At 50.7% G+C, this 20,175-nt stretch carries 21 protein-coding genes; 3 read left to right on the top strand and 18 right to left on the bottom strand.

The window, feature by feature from the left end:
* Window positions 1-77 precede the first annotated feature (77 nt).
* The 6 genes from B5F29_RS00895 to B5F29_RS00870 form a co-directional block, all read right to left on the bottom strand.
* On the bottom strand, window positions 78-1,553 hold the full coding sequence (locus B5F29_RS00895; protein ID WP_087152790.1) for a PTS transporter subunit EIIC: 1,476 nt from the start codon (window positions 1,551-1,553) through the stop codon (window positions 78-80).
* Window positions 1,554-1,652: 99 nt separating this feature from the next.
* The gene (locus tag B5F29_RS00890) at window positions 1,653-2,147 is read right to left on the bottom strand and encodes a PTS sugar transporter subunit IIA (protein ID WP_087152789.1); all 495 of its coding nucleotides are present in this window, start codon (window positions 2,145-2,147) and stop codon (window positions 1,653-1,655) included.
* A 38-nt stretch (window positions 2,148-2,185) separates the two neighbouring features.
* Complete coding sequence (licT, locus tag B5F29_RS00885) at window positions 2,186-3,022, bottom strand: BglG family transcription antiterminator LicT (RefSeq protein ID WP_087153055.1); 837 nt, start codon at window positions 3,020-3,022, stop codon at window positions 2,186-2,188.
* A gap of 292 nt (window positions 3,023-3,314) precedes the next feature.
* Entirely contained in the window at window positions 3,315-3,548 is a 234-nt protein-coding gene (locus B5F29_RS00880) for an HPr family phosphocarrier protein (RefSeq protein WP_242955544.1), read from the bottom strand.
* Between the two features lie 318 nt (window positions 3,549-3,866).
* Window positions 3,867-4,667 carry a TIGR03915 family putative DNA repair protein gene (locus B5F29_RS00875; protein WP_087152788.1) on the bottom strand — a complete coding sequence of 267 codons (801 nt, stop codon included), beginning with the start codon at window positions 4,665-4,667 and terminating at the stop codon, window positions 3,867-3,869.
* Entirely contained in the window at window positions 4,645-5,946 is a 1,302-nt protein-coding gene (locus B5F29_RS00870) for a putative DNA modification/repair radical SAM protein (protein ID WP_087152787.1), read from the bottom strand. The genes B5F29_RS00875 and B5F29_RS00870 overlap by 23 nt, the downstream gene beginning before the upstream one ends.
* Before the next feature lie 225 nt (window positions 5,947-6,171).
* Here B5F29_RS00870 and B5F29_RS00865 point away from each other — a divergent pair, with 225 nt between their 5' ends.
* Window positions 6,172-6,903, top strand: a complete 732-nt coding sequence (locus tag B5F29_RS00865; RefSeq protein ID WP_162608324.1) for a YdcF family protein — start codon at window positions 6,172-6,174, stop codon at window positions 6,901-6,903.
* On the opposite strand, the gene B5F29_RS00860 is transcribed toward B5F29_RS00865, so the two are convergent.
* The 5 genes from B5F29_RS00860 to B5F29_RS00840 all read right to left on the bottom strand — a co-directional run bounded on the left by B5F29_RS00860 (window position 6,898) and on the right by B5F29_RS00840 (window position 12,530).
* A complete protein-coding gene (locus B5F29_RS00860) occupies window positions 6,898-7,740 on the bottom strand; it encodes an Mrp/NBP35 family ATP-binding protein (RefSeq protein ID WP_087152785.1) in 843 nt (280 codons plus the stop codon). The two genes, B5F29_RS00865 and B5F29_RS00860, sit on opposite strands and share 6 nt — an antisense overlap.
* 25 nt (window positions 7,741-7,765) lie before the next feature.
* Complete coding sequence (locus B5F29_RS00855; protein WP_087152784.1) at window positions 7,766-8,323, bottom strand: DUF1653 domain-containing protein; 558 nt, start codon at window positions 8,321-8,323, stop codon at window positions 7,766-7,768.
* A 123-nt stretch (window positions 8,324-8,446) separates the two neighbouring features.
* Window positions 8,447-10,315 (bottom strand): ABC transporter ATP-binding protein, encoded by a 1,869-nt coding sequence (locus tag B5F29_RS00850; protein ID WP_087152783.1) that lies wholly within the window; start codon window positions 10,313-10,315, stop codon window positions 8,447-8,449.
* A 5-nt stretch (window positions 10,316-10,320) separates the two neighbouring features.
* Window positions 10,321-12,072, bottom strand: coding sequence for an ABC transporter ATP-binding protein (locus B5F29_RS00845; RefSeq protein ID WP_087152782.1), 1,752 nt, complete (start codon window positions 12,070-12,072; stop codon window positions 10,321-10,323).
* Window positions 12,069-12,530 (bottom strand): MarR family winged helix-turn-helix transcriptional regulator, encoded by a 462-nt coding sequence (locus B5F29_RS00840; protein ID WP_087152781.1) that lies wholly within the window; start codon window positions 12,528-12,530, stop codon window positions 12,069-12,071. Before B5F29_RS00840 ends, B5F29_RS00845 begins: the two co-directional genes overlap by 4 nt.
* Window positions 12,531-12,676: 146 nt before the next feature.
* On the opposite strand from B5F29_RS00840, the gene B5F29_RS00835 reads away from it, so the two are divergent.
* The gene (locus B5F29_RS00835) at window positions 12,677-13,564 is read left to right on the top strand and encodes a LysR family transcriptional regulator (protein ID WP_087152780.1); all 888 of its coding nucleotides are present in this window, start codon (window positions 12,677-12,679) and stop codon (window positions 13,562-13,564) included.
* On the opposite strand, the gene B5F29_RS00830 is transcribed toward B5F29_RS00835, so the two are convergent.
* Window positions 13,551-14,120 carry a chromate transporter gene (locus B5F29_RS00830; protein ID WP_087152779.1) on the bottom strand — a complete coding sequence of 190 codons (570 nt, stop codon included), beginning with the start codon at window positions 14,118-14,120 and terminating at the stop codon, window positions 13,551-13,553. The genes B5F29_RS00835 and B5F29_RS00830 overlap by 14 nt on opposite strands.
* The gene (locus B5F29_RS00825) at window positions 14,117-14,668 is read right to left on the bottom strand and encodes a chromate transporter (protein ID WP_087152778.1); all 552 of its coding nucleotides are present in this window, start codon (window positions 14,666-14,668) and stop codon (window positions 14,117-14,119) included. The genes B5F29_RS00830 and B5F29_RS00825 overlap by 4 nt, the downstream gene beginning before the upstream one ends.
* Window positions 14,669-14,775: 107 nt before the next feature.
* Here B5F29_RS00825 and B5F29_RS00820 point away from each other — a divergent pair, with 107 nt between their 5' ends.
* Window positions 14,776-15,672, top strand: a complete 897-nt coding sequence (locus B5F29_RS00820; RefSeq protein WP_087152777.1) for a LysR family transcriptional regulator — start codon at window positions 14,776-14,778, stop codon at window positions 15,670-15,672.
* On the opposite strand, the gene B5F29_RS00815 is transcribed toward B5F29_RS00820, so the two are convergent.
* The 5 genes from B5F29_RS00815 to B5F29_RS00795 all read right to left on the bottom strand — a co-directional run bounded on the left by B5F29_RS00815 (window position 15,627) and on the right by B5F29_RS00795 (window position 20,145).
* Window positions 15,627-16,526, bottom strand: a complete 900-nt coding sequence (locus tag B5F29_RS00815) for an ROK family protein (RefSeq protein WP_087152776.1) — start codon at window positions 16,524-16,526, stop codon at window positions 15,627-15,629. The two genes, B5F29_RS00820 and B5F29_RS00815, sit on opposite strands and share 46 nt — an antisense overlap.
* Before the next feature lie 15 nt (window positions 16,527-16,541).
* Window positions 16,542-16,982: a PTS sugar transporter subunit IIA gene (locus B5F29_RS00810; RefSeq protein WP_087152775.1), complete on the bottom strand. Its 441-nt coding sequence runs from the start codon at window positions 16,980-16,982 to the stop codon at window positions 16,542-16,544.
* Between the two features lie 12 nt (window positions 16,983-16,994).
* Entirely contained in the window at window positions 16,995-17,642 is a 648-nt protein-coding gene (locus tag B5F29_RS00805) for an HAD family hydrolase (RefSeq protein WP_087152774.1), read from the bottom strand.
* 61 nt (window positions 17,643-17,703) lie between these two features.
* On the bottom strand, window positions 17,704-19,107 hold the full coding sequence (locus B5F29_RS00800; protein WP_087152773.1) for a PTS mannitol transporter subunit IICB: 1,404 nt from the start codon (window positions 19,105-19,107) through the stop codon (window positions 17,704-17,706).
* A 36-nt stretch (window positions 19,108-19,143) separates the two neighbouring features.
* On the bottom strand, window positions 19,144-20,145 hold the full coding sequence (locus B5F29_RS00795; protein ID WP_087152772.1) for a Gfo/Idh/MocA family protein: 1,002 nt from the start codon (window positions 20,143-20,145) through the stop codon (window positions 19,144-19,146).
* Window positions 20,146-20,175 lie beyond the last annotated feature (30 nt).

Genomic DNA, 20,175 nt, shown 5'->3' with positions numbered 1-20,175 from the left:
TATTTTCCGGATACTCCAAATGGGGACGCGGCATATGCCGCGCCCCCAGTCGTTCAAAAGGGATTATTGATATCTGTTTATTTGCAGAGCTTTTTAAATTCGTCCGCCACAAACTGTACTTTCGTTCCTACGATAACCTGTACAGATTTCTGGCCCGGACGGATAACGCCCGCTACGCCTGCAGATTTGATCTTCTTTTCATCTACCTTGGTGTAGTCTTTGATCTCCAGACGAAGTCTGGTAATGCAGTTGTCGATGGAAGTCACGTTTTCTTTTCCGCCAACACCTTCCAGAATGACTCTTGCCACTTCTGTGAAATTATCGTTGGCCAGAACTGCCTGTTTCTCAGCTTCCGTATCTTCGTCCTCACGTCCCGGGGTCTTCAGATCAAACGCCTGGATAGCCACACGGAATACCAGATAGAATACAACAAATGCTGCGATACCCAGCGGAATGATCATCCAGGTATTCTCTGCTGCCGGAAGGAAGGAAGAGAACACCAGGTCTGTAGCGCCGGCAGAGAAACTGAATCCTGCGCGGAATCCAACCAATACCGTAACAAAGGTGAAAATACCATACAGTACTGCATAGATGAGGTACAGAACCGGAGCAAGGAACATAAATGCGAACTCGAACGGTTCAGTTACACCGCAGACAAACGCACAGAGCGCTGCGGATGCCAGAAGACCGATAGCTGCTTTTTTATTCTTTGCAGTATGTACCATAGCCAGAGCCGCTCCCGGAACACCGAACATCATGCACGGGAAGAATCCGGACATGTACATACCAAGGCTCCAGGATACGTCTGCGGAGGTCATGCCTGCCCAGTAGTTGGTCAGGTCGCCGATACCGATAGTATCAAACCAGAACACGTTGTTCAGTGCGTGGTGAAGTCCGAACGGGATCAGCAGACGGTTGAAGAACGCGTAGAGACCTGCTCCTACTGCCTTCATGCCAAGGATTCCTTCGCCCAGAGCTACCAGAGCGCCGAAAACGATCGGCCATACAAACAGCAGTACTACGGATGCGATGATGGAAGTTACGCCTGCCACAATCGCTACGCAGCGTTTGCCGCTGAAGAAAGAAAGCCAGTTGGGAAGCTGGGTTCCTTTAAACTTGTTGTAGCACATGGAACCGATGATACCTGCGATAATACCGATGAACGGGTTGGCGATCTTATCAAACGCCAGCGTTGCATCCGGATTGTTGGCGATGGACGGCATGATAACGGTTACGTTAGCCGTTGCCAGCAGGTTCGTGATCATAAGCCAGGAAGCAAGCGCTGCCAGTCCGCCGGTACCGTCGTTGTCATCTGACATGCCGACACCGATACCGATGGCGAACAGGATTGCGATATTATCAATCAGCGCACCACCTGCTTTGATCAGATAGTAACCGATCTGGTAAGCGATACCGCTTGCCTGGAATCCGGCCACTTCTCCTGCCATAGCCGCAGGAGCCAGCATATAACCGATACCCATGAGGATACCGCAGATCGGAAGACACGCTACAGGAAGCATCAGTGATTTTCCGAGTTTCTGTAAGAATTTCATAAGATTCCCTCCTTTTTGATTATGAATCCCTTTTTCTATTTCAACCGGCTTTCCCGGTTAAAACCAAATGATTTTGTGTCTAAGAAAATGCTGATTAAATCAGTGCTTCTTTAGAACCGCCACATCGTCACCCACGGCCACTTCTTTGCCGGCCAGAGCTTCCACCGATGCATAGTCCGGCGTATTGCAGACAATCATGGGAGTGATCGTGTCATAACCTGCCGCTTTTACTTTCTCCAGATCGAGTTCCAGCAGCAGATCTCCTTTTTTTACATGATCTCCGCTTTTCACATGACCCTTGAAGCCCTCTCCGTTCATCTTCACCGTATCCAGGCCCACATGGATCAGCACCTCGGCGCCGTAATCCGTCACCATGCTGACTGCGTGAAGAGTATCGAACACCATATCGATTTTCCCGTCAGCCGGAGCGCAGATCCGGCCTTCCGCCGGAATTACCGCCACGCCTTTGCCAAGCATCTCCTCCGCAAAAGTAGGGTCATTTACCTCAGACAAAGGAACAGCCTTTCCCTTTGCCGGCGATCCAAGTATATAACTGCTTTCTTTGTTTTCTTTCTTTTTTAAAAAACCAAACATTTCGTCCCTCCTGCTCTGCTCAGTTTCAGGGTCTCCCCTTATTCTTCCGCCATCGTAACCCTCCGGATATGGATGGTCAGATACATGACTTCCTCTCCGGACAGACGGCAGTCCGCCGTCTTCTCTATATACTCTGCAATCTTCCGGCTGCAGGCATATTCTCTGGGATATTTTTCTTTCATCATCTCTGCCAGCTCGTCTTCCTCATTTGGAAGCAGCTCTTTGCGGTAGATCCTCTGAAGCAAAAATTTCACATGGGTGATAAAACGCTCATAGTGCAGAGTGCCTTCGTCCAGTTCTACGCCCAGCTCACTGGTTACAATGTCCAGAATTCCTTTCAGCTGGTCCGGGAAATGAAGCGCGTCCTTGATGTCCGTCCCGTATTCCGCGTTCACAAAATGGAGTGCGATAAACCCCGCCTCGTCTTCCGGCAGATCCGCGCCCAGCCTTTTTTTAATCAGCTGCAAAGCATATTTTCCAATCCCGAACTCATCCGGGTAAAATTTGCGGATCTCCCACAGCAGGGCATTTTCCAGGCTGATATGGTCTGTATATCTGGCAATGGCAAAATTAATATGGTCCGTCAGGGTCACATAGATGCTCGGATTCAACCTCAGCTTGATCCTGTTTTTCGCATAAGAAATAATGTCATTGGAAACCTTCACATGCTCCAGCGGCATATTTGCAAGCAAATCCTTGAACTGCTCCGCCAGACTCTGGCCGGGGATGCGGAAAATCTTCTCCACCTTGCCGTCATCCACTTTCATCCCTGGCTTTACTCCGAATCCAAGGCCGCGGCCCATAGCCACAACCTCTTTTCCCGTCTCATCAAGAGCCGAAACGATATTGTTATTTATCACTTTTTCAATAATCATATCGATCTCCTCTGAAACAAAAAAACCAAACTTCATAAACAGTCCTTTTCTATCCTGTTCATAAAATTTGGTTTTGCCTGTCTAACAGTAACAATCCACTCTCTTTAATTTCTATGTTCAGAATACCAGAATCTCCTGGTAAAGTCAACCGAAATTTTATTATTTTTTTATATTTTTTTCATTTTCTTTACAAACACAATTTTACATGGAAAAAAGCAGCCTCTGGGGTGAGACCGCTTTTTGAAAGGGGGTAATATAAGGTATAAAAACTAAAATTTAGAAACTGCCATATTCACGCTACTGCATACCGGGCCAGCATCTCCTCAAACCTGACGCTGTATCCATAATACTGAACTGTCAGCACATGATTCAGATCCATGTTCATCATTCCCAGGATGGACTTGCCGTCCACATGTATCCGTTCACAATGAACGTCAATATCAAAATCACACTCGGTAGCAGCCTTCACAAAATCAACGATACCATCCGCATCCAGGCGGATCTTTATCTCACTCACCTTGTTCACGCTCTTTCTCAGAGTCTCCTTTGCGCCGGAGCCTGAAGCTCATACTTGGTGCGCCGCATCGGTTTTGCTGGTGTTTATTATACACATTACGCAAGTGTTGTCAAATTTTCTGTTTTTGATACCTCCTTCCTTTCTTTTGTATATTTTCCTCAAAACGCAGGCTGATTTTCACTCTTTTTCCACCGTTCTGTCCACCCTTCCTTCTGCATCCATCCGTCTGCCTGAAAGTGTTTTTCTAAATTTTACGCCTCGGACGTTTTGGTTTCTCTTCATTTTTCACAATTTTCACAACAATTCAGAGCAGAGGAAAAACAGGCGTTAAGGTTGCTTATATGTCTGCTTTTGCCCGCAGGTTTCCCAGAATTCTGTCATGACGTTCCGGAACTTCAGCGGAAGAAACGCCTGCTGCAGCGCCATGTTTTCTCTTTCCCGGATCCCTATGGCCCGGTGAAATTCCCTCCACAGTTCCTGAAAATAGGGTTCTTCCCGGGACAGGCACGGCAGGGACAGCTTTTCCTCATCTACTTCCTCCAATATAAACCAGTTCTTTCCCGCCGGATGTACCGCCGCCTTTTGCCTGTTCCTGTCAAGGATCGCCCAGTTCTCCCCGGGCAGCCGGTCCGCGAAGTGCGGCGCGATCATTGCCAGAATGTCTGCTTCTGCCTCGATCTCGGAAAACAGAACGCCGTTTTCCAGTTCCCGGAACCTGACAAATCCCATATAGCGATGCGCGATGTGCCACGCTTTTTTGCGCAGTTCAGAGATCAGCCGTACCTCCGGGCGGGTCAGCATATGGCAGATCTCCCTGCCATCCGGCAGATGCAGCCCGATCACGATCATACGGTAGACAGCATCCGCCTTTTCATCATGGGGACACGCCGAAGCGTACGCGATCATCAGCGCAGCTTCCTCTCCCATCCTGCGCTTCACGGTGCGGAAAACTTTCCCCGCCTTTTCCACATCCGGCTCCACGTCCGTATATTCGCAGAACAGTTCCAGATCCTCCGCGGCGGCGGAGGACAGTCTCACGTTCTGATGGCCCAGGCGGCTGTCCCAGGCATCATAGACTCCTGTCAGGATACCTGTCAGAGTGTCCTCACACCAAAAAACGCGGATCATCGAACAGCGACAGCTGCGTATAGGCCGGAGACACGCCGGCAGGCAGCTTCTCCTTTCTATCCAACATATTGCGCAGGATAAAGTCTTCCTCCAGCCGCACCGGATACATCTGTCTGCCGCCGCAGGTGATGAAAAATACAGCTCTTTTCAGCACGACTCCCATCTTTTTCAAAACCGTATAGTCCAGAGTTCCGAGCCTGCGTGCCTTCACAATCCTCCGGGCCGAATGCACGCCGATCCCCGGCACCCGCAGCAGCGTCTGGTAATCCGCCTTCATGACCTCCACCGGGAAATATTCCAGGTGGCGCAGCGCCCAGTCGCATTTGGGATCCAGGAATACGTTAAAATCCGGGCGCTCTTCAGACAGGAGCTCTTCCGTATGGAATCCGTAAAACCGGAGCAGCCAGTCCGCCTGGTAAAGCCGGTGCTCCCGCAGGAGCGGCGGGCCTCCGGGCAGAGCCGGGAGCAGGCTGTCGTCATTCACCCGTACAAAAGCCGAATAAAAGACCCTCTTCATCTCATACTCCCGATACATGTGTTCCGCAACTTTCAGGATCTGAAAATCACTCTCTCCGGAAGCGCCGACGATCATCTGCGTGGACTGTCCAGCCGGGACGAACTTCGGCGCATGCCGGTAAAGAGCCAGTTCCTGCCGGTTCTCCATACGCCGCTGCTGTACCTGGCGAATCGGCGCCAGCATCCGCGAGCGCTGCTTCTGGGGCGCAAGCACCCGCAGGCCTTCCGCCGTAGGCAGTTCCAGATTCACGCTCATGCGGTCTGCCAGATATCCTGTCCGTTCCACGATCTCCGGATCCGCCCCCGGTATGGCTTTCACATGGATATATCCCTGGAAGTTATACTCCCGGCGCAGTTTATACAGAGTCTGATAGAGAAGGTCCATCGTCACGTCGGGATTCCGGAAAATACCGGAACTCAGAAACAGGCCCTCGATGTAGTTGCGGCGGTAAAATCCCATCGTCAGGTCGCAGACCTCCTGCGGGGTAAATGACGCCCGGGGCACATCGTTGCTCCGGCGGTTGATACAGTATCTGCAATCAAAAATACACTCATTGGTAAATAAAATCTTTAAAAGAGAAATGCATCGTCCATCACTGCTGAAGCTGTGACAGATACCGGTCGTCATACAGTTTCCTGTGCCGCTGCCTGTATTCTTCCGATCCACTCCGCTGGACGTACAGGCCACGTCATATTTCGCCGCATCTGCCAGAATCTCCAGCTTCCGCATCAGGTCCATCTCCTGGCTAATCCTGTATCCCATATTCTTTCCTCCTTGCTTTTATCGAACATATGTTCTGTTTTTATTATACAAGGAGAACATCCGTTTGTAAAGCCGGAATATTTTTCCTTTTAGCGGCTGTCCCTGACGCAGAATCTGCTGAAAAACAATGGCAGGTGTTGTTTGAAACATGTGCGGTTACCTTTTTTCTTTCAGTATATGCATACCCGTGATATAATGGAAGTAATCTGATAAAGAGGTATGATTATGACTGTATTCTGCATCGCGGCAGGTCTCCTGTGCCTGTGTTATTTTTTCTTTCTTTTGTTATATACCGGATTCACTTCCGCCTTCTATCTGATCTGGCCGGCCATGGGCGCAGGTTTTCTTCTGCTGGGCCGGCTCTTCCGGATCCGTTTCTGGCAGCTGCTTCCCGGAATCATTCGCTGCCTGCTCCTGGGCGCGGTCATTCTGGGGGTCTTTTTCTTCGCGGCGGTGGAAGGCATGATCCTCCGGGGAGCTCTGACCGTACCGGAAAAAGGACTGGATTATGTGGTGGTTCTGGGCGCGCATGTACGCCCGGAAGGGCCCAGCCGGGCGCTTCGTCTCCGTCTGGAGCGCGCGCTCACATATGCCAGGGAGAATCCTTCCTCCATCCTCATTGTCTCCGGCGGTCAGGGAGACAATGAGCCCTGTACGGAATCATCCGCCATGAAAAACTGGCTGGTATCCCACGGCATGGAACCGGAACGTATTCTGGAAGAGGACCAATCAAAAAACACCAGGCAGAACCTGGCATTTTCCAAAAAAATGATTCCGGAAGGCGCCTCCGTGGGCATTGTCAGCAGCGACTTTCACATCTGCCGCGCCCTGCACCTGGCCGAAACCCTGGGTTATGATACGGTATGCGGAATTCCCGCGAGAGGAGACCTGCCTACGCAGCCCTCCAATCTCCTGCGGGAATTCTTCGCGGTTGTCAAAGATTTCTGGATATCATAAATTTTTAAGCGCCGCAGCCGCGTCTTTCAGATACCCGTTCTCCGCCCGGGCAAACGCGCCGTCCGCCAGCTCGGCCAGCTTTGTATCAATCGGCATTTTCCCGAGCACCGGAATCTCCAGCTCCTCCGCCAGAGTATCGATACCGCTCTCTCCGAAAATGCGGAACTGCTTTCCGCAGTCGGGACAGACTACATAACTGTAGTTTTCCACCAGCCCCAGCACCGGAATCTTCATGGTCTCCGCCATATGGAGCGCTTTCTTCACGATCAGCCGCACCAGTTCCTGCGGAGACGTCACCACTACGATCCCGTCCACCGGAATGGACTGGAATACCGTAAGCGGCACATCACCGGTTCCCGGCGGCATATCTACGAACAGATAGTCCAGTTCTCCCCAGACCACGTCACTCCAGAACTGTTTCACCATATTGGCCAGGATCGGGCCTCTCCATATCACGGGAGACTCTTCATCCGGAAGCAGCAGATTAATTGACATCACTTCGATGTCATTCTCCGTAGACACAGGCAGAATATTGTTCTCCCCCCACATCTCGGCCGGTCCATGGATTCCATACATCTTTGGAATTGAAGGTCCTGTAATGTCCGCATCCAGGATCCCTACACGGTATCCTTCCTTTGCCATCTGATTGGCCAGGGACGCTGTAACCATGGACTTTCCTACGCCTCCTTTTCCGCTGACGACGCCGATCACATGTCCGATCTTCGACTGTTCGTTTAATTTTGCCAGGAAGCTGTTCGTCTTTCCTTCCGCCGACGCATGTTCACAGCCCTCGCAGCTTTCGCGGCTGCACCCGCTTTTACAGGATTTTTCTTCCATTTTCTCCAACCTCTCTTTTTCTTTTCTAGCGCATACGATTGCACTCAAACCGTTCCATCGTGCCGAGACAGTTCATGATCTCGTCGTACTGCGCCTGTATGCCTTTTTTCTCCACCACCAGATCCAGGGAGATGGCGATACTGTTCAACAGCCCTTCCGTCATCCTGTTCCGGTTGTATGCCAGAATATGCATCTTCTCTTCCAGCGTGTCCGCGTCCAGGAATTCCAGCAGTACCGGATCTACCTGGTTCATCTCGTCCGTCCGCGGAACCGGCTGTTTTTTCTGTACTTCCTCTTCCGCAGGATCTTCCCGCGCCGTCTCCTGTCTGTTCTCCTGTCCGTCCTCTTTCCGCGTAAATTCTACCAGTTCAAAACGGTATTTCTGGGAGACATCCGGATATTTTTCATGATCCACTTCGCTGACGAACATCTCATAAGGGCGCACATACACCCGGTAATCTCCATACAGCGCCTGATAGACCACCATCTGTTCTCCTGTCTCGGAATGTTCTGCTACCGCCACAATCTGATACAGGCGGTTCCTAAAATGTCGGTAAAACTGTCCTTGTCTGACTTCACGCATACTGATTCACTCCTCCCGGCCGGGCGGAACCCCGCGCGGCAATCACCGGATGTGCCGAAAGGCACATTCCGGTTCTGCACTTCCTGTCCATTATATCATTGTCCGCACATATTTGCAAAATTTTCAGGCGCCCTTTTTTTCCTCCGGAGCATGGCCCGTATACAGCTGATAATAACGGCCTTTTGCCTCGATCAGCTGATCGTGAGTCCCTCTCTCTATGATCCGTCCCTGTTCCAGCACCATGATGCAGTCCGCGTTCCGCACCGTAGAAAGTCTGTGGGCGATCACAAATGTAGTTCTGCCTTTCATCAGACGGTCCATGCCTTCCTGTACCAGCGTCTCTGTCCTGGTATCTATGGAAGATGTGGCCTCGTCCAAAATCAGTGCAGGCGGATCCGCCACTGCCGCTCTGGCGATGGCCAGAAGCTGTCTCTGCCCCTGACTCAGGTTTGAACCGTCTCCGGTCAGCATCGTCTGATAACCGTCCGGCAGGCGGCGGATAAATCCGTCCGCATTGGCCAGTTTTGCCGCCGCAATACACTCTTCATCAGTGGCGTCCAGTTTTCCGTACCGGATATTGTCCATGACCGTTCCGGTAAACAGATGGGTATCCTGAAGCACCATACCCAGGGAACGGCGCAGATCGCCCTTCTTGATCTTGTTGATATTGATACCGTCATACCGGATCTTGCCGTCCTGAATATCATAAAATCGGTTAATCAGATTCGTGATCGTCGTCTTGCCGGCGCCGGTACTTCCTACGAAAGCAATCTTCTGACCCGGTTTGGCATCCATCGTAATGTTATGCAGCACAATCTTGTCGTCCGTATATCCGAAATCCACATCGTCAAAAGTCACATGACCTTCCTGTCTCTGATAAGTAACCGTCCCGTCTGCCCGGTGCGGATGTTTCCAGGCCCAGATACCGGTCCGTTCCGCGCTCTCTGTCAGAGTGCCGTCCGGGTTTTCTTTCGCATTGACCAATTCCACATAACCGTCGTCGGTCTCCGGCGTCTCGTCCATCAGCTTGAACACACGGGAAGCGCCCGCCATGGCCATGATGATATTGTTCATCTGCTGACTGATCTGAGTCACCGGCTGGGTAAAGTTTTTATTCAGCGTCAGGAAAGAAACCAGCGTGCCAAGCGTCAGCCCCCCGAATCCTCCGAGAGCTAAAAGCGCTCCGATCACTGCGCAGAGCACATAGCTGATATTACCGATATTGGCATTCACAGGCATCATGATATTGGCGTATTTGTTCGCGTTCTCCACACTCACCCGAAGCTCCTGGTTAAGCTTCTGGAACTCTTCAAATGTTTTCTCCTCATGGCAGAATACCTTGACGACCTTCTGACCTTCCATCATCTCTTCAATATATCCGTTTACCCGTCCCAGGTCTTTCTGCTGACGGCTGAAATACTTGCCGGAACGGCTGCCCAGCCTGGAGGTGGTAAACAGCATCACACACACCATCAGCACGGAAAGAACCGTCAGCGGAATATCCAACACCAGCATGCTCACAAACGTAGTCACCAGCGTCACCATGGAATTCAACGTCTGCGGAATACTCTGGCTGATCAGCTGTCTCAGCGTATCCACATCGTTGGTATAGACCGACATGATATCGCCATGGGCATGCGAATCAAAGTAGCGGATCGGAAGAGCCTCCATATGTGTAAACAGCTCCATCCTCAGCCTTCTCATGGTTCCCTGGCTCACGTTTACCATGATCCGGTTATATCCATACGCGCATATAATTCCTATAACAAAGACCGCTGCCAGTCTTATCAGCGCCGCGGCCAGGCCGCTGAAATCCGGAGCATCCGCCACCGTCATCGGCAAAATATAATCGTCGATCAGACTCTGCATGAACAAAGTCCCCTGCAGCGTGCACAGGGCCGATCCCAGCACGCATACGATCACAGCCAGGCAGGAGCCTTTGTAATATTTCAGCATGTATCCTAATATTCGTTTTAATACATCTTTTCTCATCGCATTCACCCTTCCTTTCCCGGATGGTCAAAATCTCCGCCGCCTTTGCTCTGGGCTTCATAAATTTCTTTATAGATTTTGTTGTTCTCCAGCAGTTCCCGGTGGGTGCCGATTCCGCCTATCCGGCCGTCGTCCAGGACCACGATGCGGTCCGCGTCCTGTACGCTGGAAATCCTCTGAGCAATAATCAGCTTCGTAGTACCCGGAATTTTCTTCGCAAACGCTTCCCTGATCCGGGCATCCGTCGCGGTATCCACCGCGCTTGTAGAATCATCCAGTATCAAAACCTTCGGTTTTTTCAGAAGCGCCCTGGCGATACAGAGTCTCTGCTTCTGTCCTCCGGACACGTTATTGCCGCCCTGCTCGATCCAGGTATTATAACGGTCCGGAAACCGCTCGATGAATTCATCCGCGCATGCCTGCCGGCAGACTTCGATACATTCTTCTTCCGTAGCGTCCTCTTTGCCCCAACGCAGATTGTCAAGGATTGTTCCGGAAAACAGAACGTTCTTCTGCAGTACCACAGCCACCTGGTTGCGCAGCGTCTCCATGTCATAACTGCGGACGTCTTTTCCTCCCACATACACAGAACCGGAGGTCACGTCGTACAGCCGGCTGATCAGGCTGACCAGACTGGATTTTCCGCAGCCGGTGCCGCCGATGATGCCGATGGTCTCCCCGGACTTAATGTGCAGGTCGATGTCATGCAGCGTTTCTTCGCCGCTGCCGTGCTTATAGGAGAAACCCACATGGTTAAAATCGATGCTTCCGTCTTCGATCTCCATGACCGGCTGCACAGGATTTGCCAGATCCGCCTTTTCATTCAATACTTCCGCGATACGTTCTCCGCTTGCCATGCTCATCGTCAGCATGACGAAAATCATGGAGAGCATCATCAGGGACATAAGCACGCTCATAATATAGGAAAACATGGATGTCAGTTCTCCGGTGGTCAGGCTTCCCGCCACTACAAAGTGCGCGCCGAACCAGGACAGGGAGATGATACATCCGTATACCACCAGCATCATCAGCGGGCTGTTGAACGCCAACGTCCCTTCTGCTTTTACAAACAGTTTGTACAGACGGTCCGCCGCCTTGCGGAACTTCTCATTCTCATAAATTTCTCTTACAAACGCTTTGACCACCCGGATCGCGGCCACGTTTTCCTGAACGCTGGCGTTCAGTTCGTCATATTTGCGGAATACTTCCCGGAAAACCCTCGTCGTCCGGGACATAATGAAAAACAGGCCGCATCCCAGCACTACCATGGCGACCAGGAAAATCGCGCTCAGTCTCACATTGATGAAGAAGCACATAGCCATACTGCAGACCAGCATCAGCGGCGACCGGACCGCGATGCGCAGGCACATCTGATACGCCATCTGCAGATTTGTCACATCGGTAGTCATACGGGTAACCAGACCTGCCGTGCTGAATTTATCGATATTGGAAAAAGAAAAGGTCTGAATATTTTTGTACATCCCTTCTCTCAGGTTACAGGCAAAACCCGCCGAAGCGGCCGCCGCGTACCTTCCTGCCAATACGCCGAAAGTAAGGCTTAAAAATGCCAGAATCAGCATGATGGCCCCGTAAAAGCAGACCTGTCTCATATCTCCTGCCTCAATCCCTTTATCAATTATGGAGGCGGTGATGAACGGGATCAAAATTTCCATCAGCACCTCCAGCGCCGTAAAAAGCGGCGTCAGCAGAGAAACTTTTTTATATTCCCCCACCTGACTGATTAACGTCTTTATCATACATTCGTCCTCCTCTTGTTCTCCTCACGGAGATTTTCCAGCATTTTTCCAAGTGCACGTTCCAGAATTCTCTGATCGTCATCTGAGATTCCACGGCAGATGCGCGTCTGGTCTTCTTCCAGGCTTTGTTCCATATACCGCTCGTTCTCGTCGATCCGGTCCGTCAGGGCGATCCATTTTCTCCGTTCATCCTCGGGACTGGTCTCCATCTTCAGATACCCTTTTCTGCAGAGCGCTTTCAGATTATCGGAAAGAGAAGCCTTAGGGATATCCAGTTCCGCCCGGATATCGGAAGCGCAGACCTTCTTCTCCCCGCGCGATACGAGATATTCCAGGATCAGTTTCTGCATAAAAGAGATATTCCCTTCCTGCCGAAGCCTCCTGTTTCCGTAACGCCTCATGGAAATCTCCACTTCCCGGATCAGCCACAGGATCCGGAATCCGCTGTTTCTTTCCATCTCTTGTGTACTCCTTTCACAACGGTGGAATGTTCGTTTCCGAACCTACCGCTCACGAACTATTTTACGCATTTTCTCTTGAATGTGAATTCAAAAAGGCTTATTATTGATAAAAGGATTTTATTAATCAATCAAGGAGACACCCCATGAATACTTTTCAACTGGAATGTTTTCTGGCTGTAGCCGAAAACCTGAATTTCGCGAGAGCCGCGGAACAGCTTAATATTACGCAGCCCGCCGTCACCCATCAGATCCGTTCTCTGGAACAGGAACTGAATACCAAACTCTTTCACCGCACCACCCGCAGTGTTTCTCTTACTTCTGCCGGTATTCTCCTGATGGATGATGCCCAGCAGATCCTGCAGATTTCACTGCGGGCCAAAAACAGATTCCGCATGCCGTCAGGACAGAATGTACTTCCTTTTCCCATCGGCTGCCACAGCCATGCGCAGCTTCAGATCCTGCCTCCGGTGCTGAAACAGCTGACAGCGGAATTCCCCAATCTGCACCCGCAGCTTCGGGTTGTCCCTTTCCAGCATCTGTACCGGCTGCTGGAGGAAGAACAAGTGGACGCCATCATCAGCTTCCAGGAACCGGATATTCATAAAATGCCGGGCATCTTTCTGGAGCTGGGCAGGCTTCCCATCGCCTGCCTCTGTTCTTCCGGCAATCCGCTGGCAGAAAAAGAAAGCCTGTCTATCTCCGACCTGGCCGGGGAAAAACTGATCCTTGTGGATCCCCTGCGCTCTCCGGAACCTTTGATCCAGATACAGGTACGGCTGATGGAAGGCCGGTCGCCTGCTGACGTATATTTCTGCGAATCTCCGGGGACCGCTTCGATCCTGGCGCAGGCCGGACTGGGAATCTGTATCCTGCCGTTTCCGCTTACCATGCAGATGGAACCGGATCTTTGCCATATACCCATAGAGGGGATCGCTCCCGTCTGTTATGGGCTGTATTATAAAAGTCTGGATGGAAATGAGCCTCTGAAACGCTTTGTGAGGCTTATGAAAGATCTTTTCAAAGAATATTGATCAAAAAACCGGCTGCGATCCCCAGCACGGCAGACGCCACAATTATCAGTATCGGATGCACCTTTTTTAACGCCGGCAAAAGCATCAGAAGAAAAATCACTGCTGCTGAATAAAAAGCGGGAGTACTTAAACCGGTTAAAGAAATGCCTGCGGGGAAAAAAACTGTCTTCCCGGTGGTCACCGCCGCTGCTCCGATCAATCCGATTACTGCTGGACGAAGACCTGACATACATCCCTGTACGACACGGCTTTTCCGAAACCGGTCCAGACATCCTGCCACAACCAATATAATCACAAAAGAAGGCAGCACCACGCCAAGAGTAGCGCAAAACGCTCCCGGAAGGCCGGCCGTCTGAGCCCCGACATAAGTAGACGCGTTCACTGCAAAAGGTCCCGGCGTACTCTCGCTAACCGCCACAAAGTTAACTACTTCTTCCGCAGTCATCCATCCGTGGGATGTCACTTCTGACTGAATCAGCGGAATCATGGCGTATCCGCCTCCAAACGTAAAGGCTCCTATTTTGAAGAAGGTCCAAAATAAATCCAAATAAATCATGCTTTTCTCCTCTCTGCCAATCCTGCGGACAGAAATCCTGCCAGCGCACAGCAGACAATTACCAGCAAAACATTCACACCAAATAACGCAACTGCCGCAAAGGCTCCGGCCATAATCAGATACGCCGCCTGATCCTTAGGATACTGCCTGTACATGGATACAAGCGCCTGGATGATCAACGCAAGCACTCCCGCACGGATACCGGCAAAGGCATACTGTACTGCTTTTAACTCTTCAAATTGTCTGAGGACAAAAGAAATCACATAGATAATCACAAAAGAAGGCAGAATTACGCCCGCTGTAGCACTGGCCGCCCCAAAAAACCCGCCGATTTTATGGCCTACGAATGTGGCTGAATTAATCGCTACCGGTCCGGGCGTAGACTCGGCAATCGCCACAATCTCCAATATATCCTCGTTCGCAATCCAACCGTGATTATCTACAGTTTCCCTTTGAATCAGCGGAATCATGGCATACCCGCCTCCAAACGTAAAAGCTCCTATTTTCAGAAACGTCAAAAATAGATCCAAATATTTTCTTTTTCCCATCTGTTCATCTCCTGTTCTGCGAGACTATCATGCCATATGTATTGTTATAATTCAATTCATATGTTAATATGAAATTCATAAGTATTCACTAATAGATCGGAGAAAATATGACACTGAGACATCTGCATATCTTCCGTACTGTATGTCATACGGGAAGCATCACTGAAGCTGCTGCACGAATAAATATGACACAGCCAGCCGTCAGTCTGGCCATTAAAGAATTGGAAAGTTTTTATCAGACGAGATTATTTGAAAGAAGAAACCGGAAGATCTATCTGACCGATTCCGGAAAGGCACTGCTTCCCTATGCAGAGACAATCCTGAACCAGTTTGAAGAATCAACAGATGTGCTTCGCAGAGAACATATTCCCGAATCCTGCCGTCTGGGTGTCAATGTCACTGTCGCTGAAACCAGGCTTTCAGACCTCGCAGCACATCTTTTGAAAAAATTTCCCAGTCTGAACCTCTCTGTGCAGATCAGCAGTTCTGATGCTATAGAAAAAATGCTGACTCAAAACGAAATTGATCTTGCCATCATGGACCGCCTCCCCCGGGAGTCTTTCTGGCACACTAAACTGCTTTATACAGAAGAAATGTCTGTCGTCACGGGTTCCGCGCATCCTCCCGCTTTCCTGTCCGTACCCGCTCTTTCCAGAGAACGTCTTCTGTTAAGAGAAAAAGGCAGCGGAAGCCGCGCCGCTGTTGACGCGGTCTTCAGCCGCCATAGTTGTCTATGCACTCCCCTGGCAGAAAGCTCCAGCTCCACAGCCCTGATCCGCATGGCAGAAAAAGGACTCGGATTTACTATCCTGTCGAAAGAACTGACCGCTCCCAGTGTTCAGGCCGGACGCCTGACTCAGATCTCTCTTCTTGGAGATGCCTTCCTTCGCCATTATTACCTGATCTGGCATCAAAACAAATATCTTACTAAAACTTTAAACGCCGTCATCTCACTGATTCAGGATATGCCGGAAACGCGGGAGCAGGATGTCTCCCACCAGTAATAGGCTCCGGCCATGCCTGCCTGGTTGCCCAGTTCCGCAAATGTTACTTCACAGGTTTTTAAAAGGTAGGGTGTGGCATACTTTCCCAGATACGGTTCGAGAACAGGCCGAAGGTATTCCTTCTGCGCCATGATTCCGCCTCCCAGTATCACTTTTTCCGGGTTCAGAAGACAGATTCCGCATACGATTCCCTGGGCAAGAATCCTGCACATTTCATCAATGGCGTCCGCACAGGCCCGGTCACCTTCTTTTGCCCGCGAGAAAATCTGCTTTCCATCCATCTGCTCCCCTGTCCTCTCTGCTGCCCGGCGCACCAGAGCCGACGCAGAGCCCAGACATTCAAACGGTTCTCCTTCCACCGGCATATATCCCACCTCTCCGGCGCTTCCTGTATGGCCTCTCCATACTTTTTTATTCAGGATAACCGCTCCTCCTATTCCCGTTCCCACGGTCATGCAAAGGACGCTGGACGCGCCTCGCCCGGCCCCATATATACTCTCGCCCAGAGCCGCGCAGTTTACGTCATTTTCCACCGCGCACGGCAGACAAAAACGCTCTTCCACCGCTTTCTTCAGATTGCATCCCGTATATCCCGGGATGTTTTCATTTGCGTACAGAATCTCGCCCGACTGAGGATCCACCATACCTGCCGTCGAAACGGCCACTCCGTCCAAAATATGCTTTTCGCGGTACTCCTCCGTCTTATTCAGGATCCGTTCTACAATTCCGGCCCCTCCGATCTGCTTTGCATCTGTGGGCATCTCTTTACAGTCGTTCAGCCTCAGTCCGGCGCCGCAGACGTCCGCTATTCCATATTTGACAGACGTTCCTCCGATATCAAAACAAAGAACCATTGTTTCGCGTCCTCCCTATCTGCCCAGCGCCTCCAGGAACTCTTCCGGAGTTTCTGCCCGGAACATCTTTTCCATACGGGATTCATCCATCAATACGTCGGCAAGTTCTCCCAGCAGATCAATATGGCTGTCAGGATCTGTAGCCGCCAGCGTAATGATCAGGCGTACAGGGTCATTCGCTCCCGCCCCGAATGTTACCGGGGGATCAAAAGTTGAAAAGTTTAAGGCCAGACGGTTGGCCCCGCATTCCGGGCGCGCATGAGCCAGAGCAAATCCTTTCGTCAGGACAAAATACGGTCCGTTATCATGTACGGACTGTACGATTCCTTCTATATAACTTTGTTCCACCGCCCCCGCTGCTCTTAAAGGCTCGGCAGCTTTCCGGACCGCTTCCTCCCAGTCCCCTGCGGAAAGACCAAGCTGAACGTCTTTTTCTGTGATGGTTTCAAGCAGCATATATTTTCCCCCTTAAAAATTTTCTATCAATTCTCTTACGTCCACATCAGCCAAAGAATTCTCTATACGGTACTGCCCTTCAAACGCGCAGTGGCGGGTCACCTCATTAGGCACCACCAGTACACGCATTTTTGCATTAAGTCCGGCTTTGAGCCCGTTTAATGAGTCTTCCACGACCAGACATTCCTGAGGCGCGGCCTCTGTTTTCTCCGCCGCCGCGAGGAACAGATCCGGTGCCGGCTTAATGTGTTCCACGTCTTCAGCTGTCACCAGAAAATCAAAATACTTCATCAAACCCAGCCGGTTAAGATGTACCGTCGGTTTCTTTTTCCCGGAAGAAGTGGCAAGCGCAACAAACAGTCCATTCTCTTTAGACTTCCTCAGAAATGTCTCCACTCCTTCTTTTGCCGGAAGGATGCTGCTGGCTTCAATAAAACTTTCCGTGGTATCATGGGAAAACTGCTCCCGATCCACATGAATCCCTTTTCCATCCAGTTCCCGGAACAGATCCTCCGAATTAGAACCTACGCATTTCAGGAATTCCATGACAGAAAGATCATACCCTTTATATTTTTGAAACCATTCTTTAAATATATGATACCAGACATTTTCTGTGTCCACGATCAGTCCGTCAAAATCCATAATGATTGTTTTCAGCATTCTTCTCCATCCTCTTTCTGGCGGCGCCGTACACAAACACGGCGCCGCCAACAATTTAATTTCAGGAAAGTCCGCGCGCTTTGCGGATTTTTTCGATCAGCTCGTCGTACTGAGGCGCGTTTACAAAATCTGTAACCGCAATACAGTACGCGTCTTTCTGCGCGTCTTTCGCACGGTCCAGAAGAAGTTCCTGCGTCACCACCACCTGGCAGTCCGTAGGCAGATTTTCTATAGCGATATGGAAAACTTTGATGTCTTCCAGCCCTGCCGCCTTGCATTTTTTCTGAAGGATCGTCGCTCCCATTGCGGAAGAACCGATACCTGCATCACATGCATACGCGATACGGGTAACCGATGCGAAATCAAACTCTTTTTCCTCCGCCTCAAATACGGAAGAGATACGGCTCTTCTTGCCTTTCAGCTCGTTCATCTGCTGCGCCGCTTCTCTCAGGGACTCGTCATTTCCGGATGCGCGTTTCACCAGCGGTACCGAAATCAGGAACGAAACCGCGCAGGCAGCCAGAATAGCCAGACAGATCATCAGCCTGTCGCCAGGATACGACATCATCATAATCGAGATGATGCTTCCCGGAGAAGCGACTCCTACCAGACCTACGCCAAACAGGTTAAACAAAAAGGTACCGACAGCTCCGCCTACAATCAACGGCAGTATCAGGACCGGATTCATCAGCACGAACGGGAAATAAATCTCATGAATACCGCCAAACAGATGGATCACGGACGCGCCCCATGCAGAAGATCTGGAAGTTCCTTTTCCAAAGAACATATAGGCCAGCAGTACTCCAAGACCCGGTCCCGGATTGCTTTCCAGAAGGAACAGCACGGATTTTCCGAGTGATTCAAGCTGCGTGGTTCCCATAGGAGTCAGAATTCCCTGCCCGATCGCGTTATTCAGGAACAGCACTTTCGCCGGCTCAATCAGGATTGCGGTCAACGGCAGAAGCCCTGTATTGATCAGTACGTCTACACCGCCTGCAAACACTGTAGTAAGGGAAGAAATCGCCGGTCCCAGTATAACACATCCGAAGACTGCCAGCACAGCCCCTATAATTCCGATTGAATAGTTATTAACAAGAAGTTCAAACCCCATGGGAATCTTTCCGTCGATAACCTGGTCAAATTTCTTGAGCACCCATGCGGAAAGCGGTCCCAGAATCATAGCTCCGATGAACATCGTCACGCTGGAGCCGATGATAACGCCAATGGTCGCTACAGTCCCGATCACGCCTCCGCGGTAATCATACACCATTTTACCACCTGCAAACGCGATCAGAAGAGGAAGCAGATAATTCAGCATCGGCGTCACGAATCCTCTGAGCATCTCATTGTTAATGCCGATGCCGACCGCCGTCAAAAGCCCCCAGGCGATAAACGCTCCCAGATTAGGGATGACCATGTTACTGAGTTTGCTTCCAAACTTTTGAATCATTACACGTACAGACATTCTTTACCCTCCCTGCTTTTTATTTTATGAACATCTTTACAGTTCCACTTCACAGCCTTCCGCGATGGATCTTTCGATAGCGTCCACCACTTTGAGCGAATTCAGGGCGTCCTCCGGCGTGATGATCGATTTCGTTCCGTTTACGATATTCCCGATAAACGCCATAATCTCTTCCGAGAGATCGCCTGAAGGAGCGCCGTTTACATTGTACCAGTGGCGGGAATCCGGATACTGCACCCTGTCGCCTGTTACAAACCGCACGCCGTTATCGCAGGCGTCCACATAGACTACTCCTTTGGTGCCTACCAGTTCCACTTTGTCGTCGATGATCGTCGGGGAATTCTCCGGAAGTACCCAGCATGCCTCCAGGCAGGCTACCGCGCCGTTTTCGTAGGTAACCAATGCGTAGATCACATCATCCATGTCGTATTCTTTGAGCAGTACGCTGCGAGCCTTGGCGAATACCTTTACCGGCTTACATCCCATAAACCAGTTCACGTAGTCGATATCATGGATCATTACATGCATGGAAAGGTCGGATGCCCCGATATACCGGCGCGGTCCCACGATCGGGCTGTTGCGGCGGCAGTACATATGGATAATGTCCCCCAGTTCCCCCGCGTCCAGAGACTGTTTGATCAGGTTAAAACGCGGGTCGAAACGCAGCAGGAAACCTACGGAAAATACTTTGTCATAGTCTTTCAGAATCTCATACATTGCTTCTCCGTCAGCCAGCTCCTTCGCCAGAGGTTTTTCCAGCAGAATATGCTTTTTGTTTGCTACTGCGATCTCCACAGCCTCTCTGTGCATATTGTCCGGCAGTACGATAGAAACCGCTTCGATCTCCGGGTCAGTCAAAAGATCCTTATAATCCTTATAAACCTTACACCCGTACTGTTCCGCCGCCTGCGCACGGCGTTCGTCATTATATTCGCACACCGCTGTCAGCTTTACGCCGGGAAGTTTATTGTAAATTCCCGCATGTACCTGTCCCATCTGTCCGAATCCAATGACGCCTACTTTGATCTGTTCACTCATGTTTCAACATCCTTTCTTTATTTTTAATTA

Origin of the sequence: Lachnoclostridium sp. An196 (assembly GCF_002160135.1) — a bacterium.
Lineage (GTDB): Bacteria > Bacillota > Clostridia > Lachnospirales > Lachnospiraceae > Hominiventricola > Hominiventricola avistercoris.
The sequence above is the reverse complement of the archived record's forward strand: the minus strand, read 5'-3'. Positions and strand labels throughout refer to the sequence as shown.

Bases quoted from the DNA above. Each gene is read 5' to 3' on its own strand.
- B5F29_RS00810 (WP_087152775.1), bottom strand. From the start codon at position 16,982: ATGCTGCTTGAAACCATCACAGAAAAAGACGTTCAGCTTGGTCTTTCC.
- B5F29_RS00845 (WP_087152782.1), bottom strand. From the start codon at position 12,072: ATGATAAAGACGTTAATCAGTCAGGTGGGGGAATATAAAAAAGTTTCT.
- B5F29_RS00835 (WP_087152780.1), top strand. From the start codon at position 12,677: ATGAATACTTTTCAACTGGAATGTTTTCTGGCTGTAGCCGAAAACCTG.
- B5F29_RS00855 (WP_087152784.1), bottom strand. From the start codon at position 8,323: ATGCGTGAAGTCAGACAAGGACAGTTTTACCGACATTTTAGGAACCGC.
- B5F29_RS00860 (WP_087152785.1), bottom strand. From the start codon at position 7,740: ATGGAAGAAAAATCCTGTAAAAGCGGGTGCAGCCGCGAAAGCTGCGAG.
- B5F29_RS00795 (WP_087152772.1), bottom strand. From the start codon at position 20,145: ATGAGTGAACAGATCAAAGTAGGCGTCATTGGATTCGGACAGATGGGA.
- B5F29_RS00875 (WP_087152788.1), bottom strand. From the start codon at position 4,667: ATGATCCGCGTTTTTTGGTGTGAGGACACTCTGACAGGTATCCTGACA.
- B5F29_RS00800 (WP_087152773.1), bottom strand. From the start codon at position 19,107: ATGTCTGTACGTGTAATGATTCAAAAGTTTGGAAGCAAACTCAGTAAC.
- B5F29_RS00840 (WP_087152781.1), bottom strand. From the start codon at position 12,530: ATGGAAAGAAACAGCGGATTCCGGATCCTGTGGCTGATCCGGGAAGTG.
- B5F29_RS00865 (WP_162608324.1), top strand. From the start codon at position 6,172: ATGACTGTATTCTGCATCGCGGCAGGTCTCCTGTGCCTGTGTTATTTT.
- B5F29_RS00850 (WP_087152783.1), bottom strand. From the start codon at position 10,315: ATGAGAAAAGATGTATTAAAACGAATATTAGGATACATGCTGAAATAT.
- B5F29_RS00830 (WP_087152779.1), bottom strand. From the start codon at position 14,120: ATGATTTATTTGGATTTATTTTGGACCTTCTTCAAAATAGGAGCCTTT.
- B5F29_RS00895 (WP_087152790.1), bottom strand. From the start codon at position 1,553: ATGAAATTCTTACAGAAACTCGGAAAATCACTGATGCTTCCTGTAGCG.
- B5F29_RS00870 (WP_087152787.1), bottom strand. From the start codon at position 5,946: ATGGGATACAGGATTAGCCAGGAGATGGACCTGATGCGGAAGCTGGAG.
- B5F29_RS00890 (WP_087152789.1), bottom strand. From the start codon at position 2,147: ATGTTTGGTTTTTTAAAAAAGAAAGAAAACAAAGAAAGCAGTTATATA.
- B5F29_RS00825 (WP_087152778.1), bottom strand. From the start codon at position 14,668: ATGGGAAAAAGAAAATATTTGGATCTATTTTTGACGTTTCTGAAAATA.
- licT (WP_087153055.1), bottom strand. From the start codon at position 3,022: ATGATTATTGAAAAAGTGATAAATAACAATATCGTTTCGGCTCTTGAT.
- B5F29_RS00815 (WP_087152776.1), bottom strand. From the start codon at position 16,526: ATGGTTCTTTGTTTTGATATCGGAGGAACGTCTGTCAAATATGGAATA.
- B5F29_RS00805 (WP_087152774.1), bottom strand. From the start codon at position 17,642: ATGCTGAAAACAATCATTATGGATTTTGACGGACTGATCGTGGACACA.
- B5F29_RS00820 (WP_087152777.1), top strand. From the start codon at position 14,776: ATGACACTGAGACATCTGCATATCTTCCGTACTGTATGTCATACGGGA.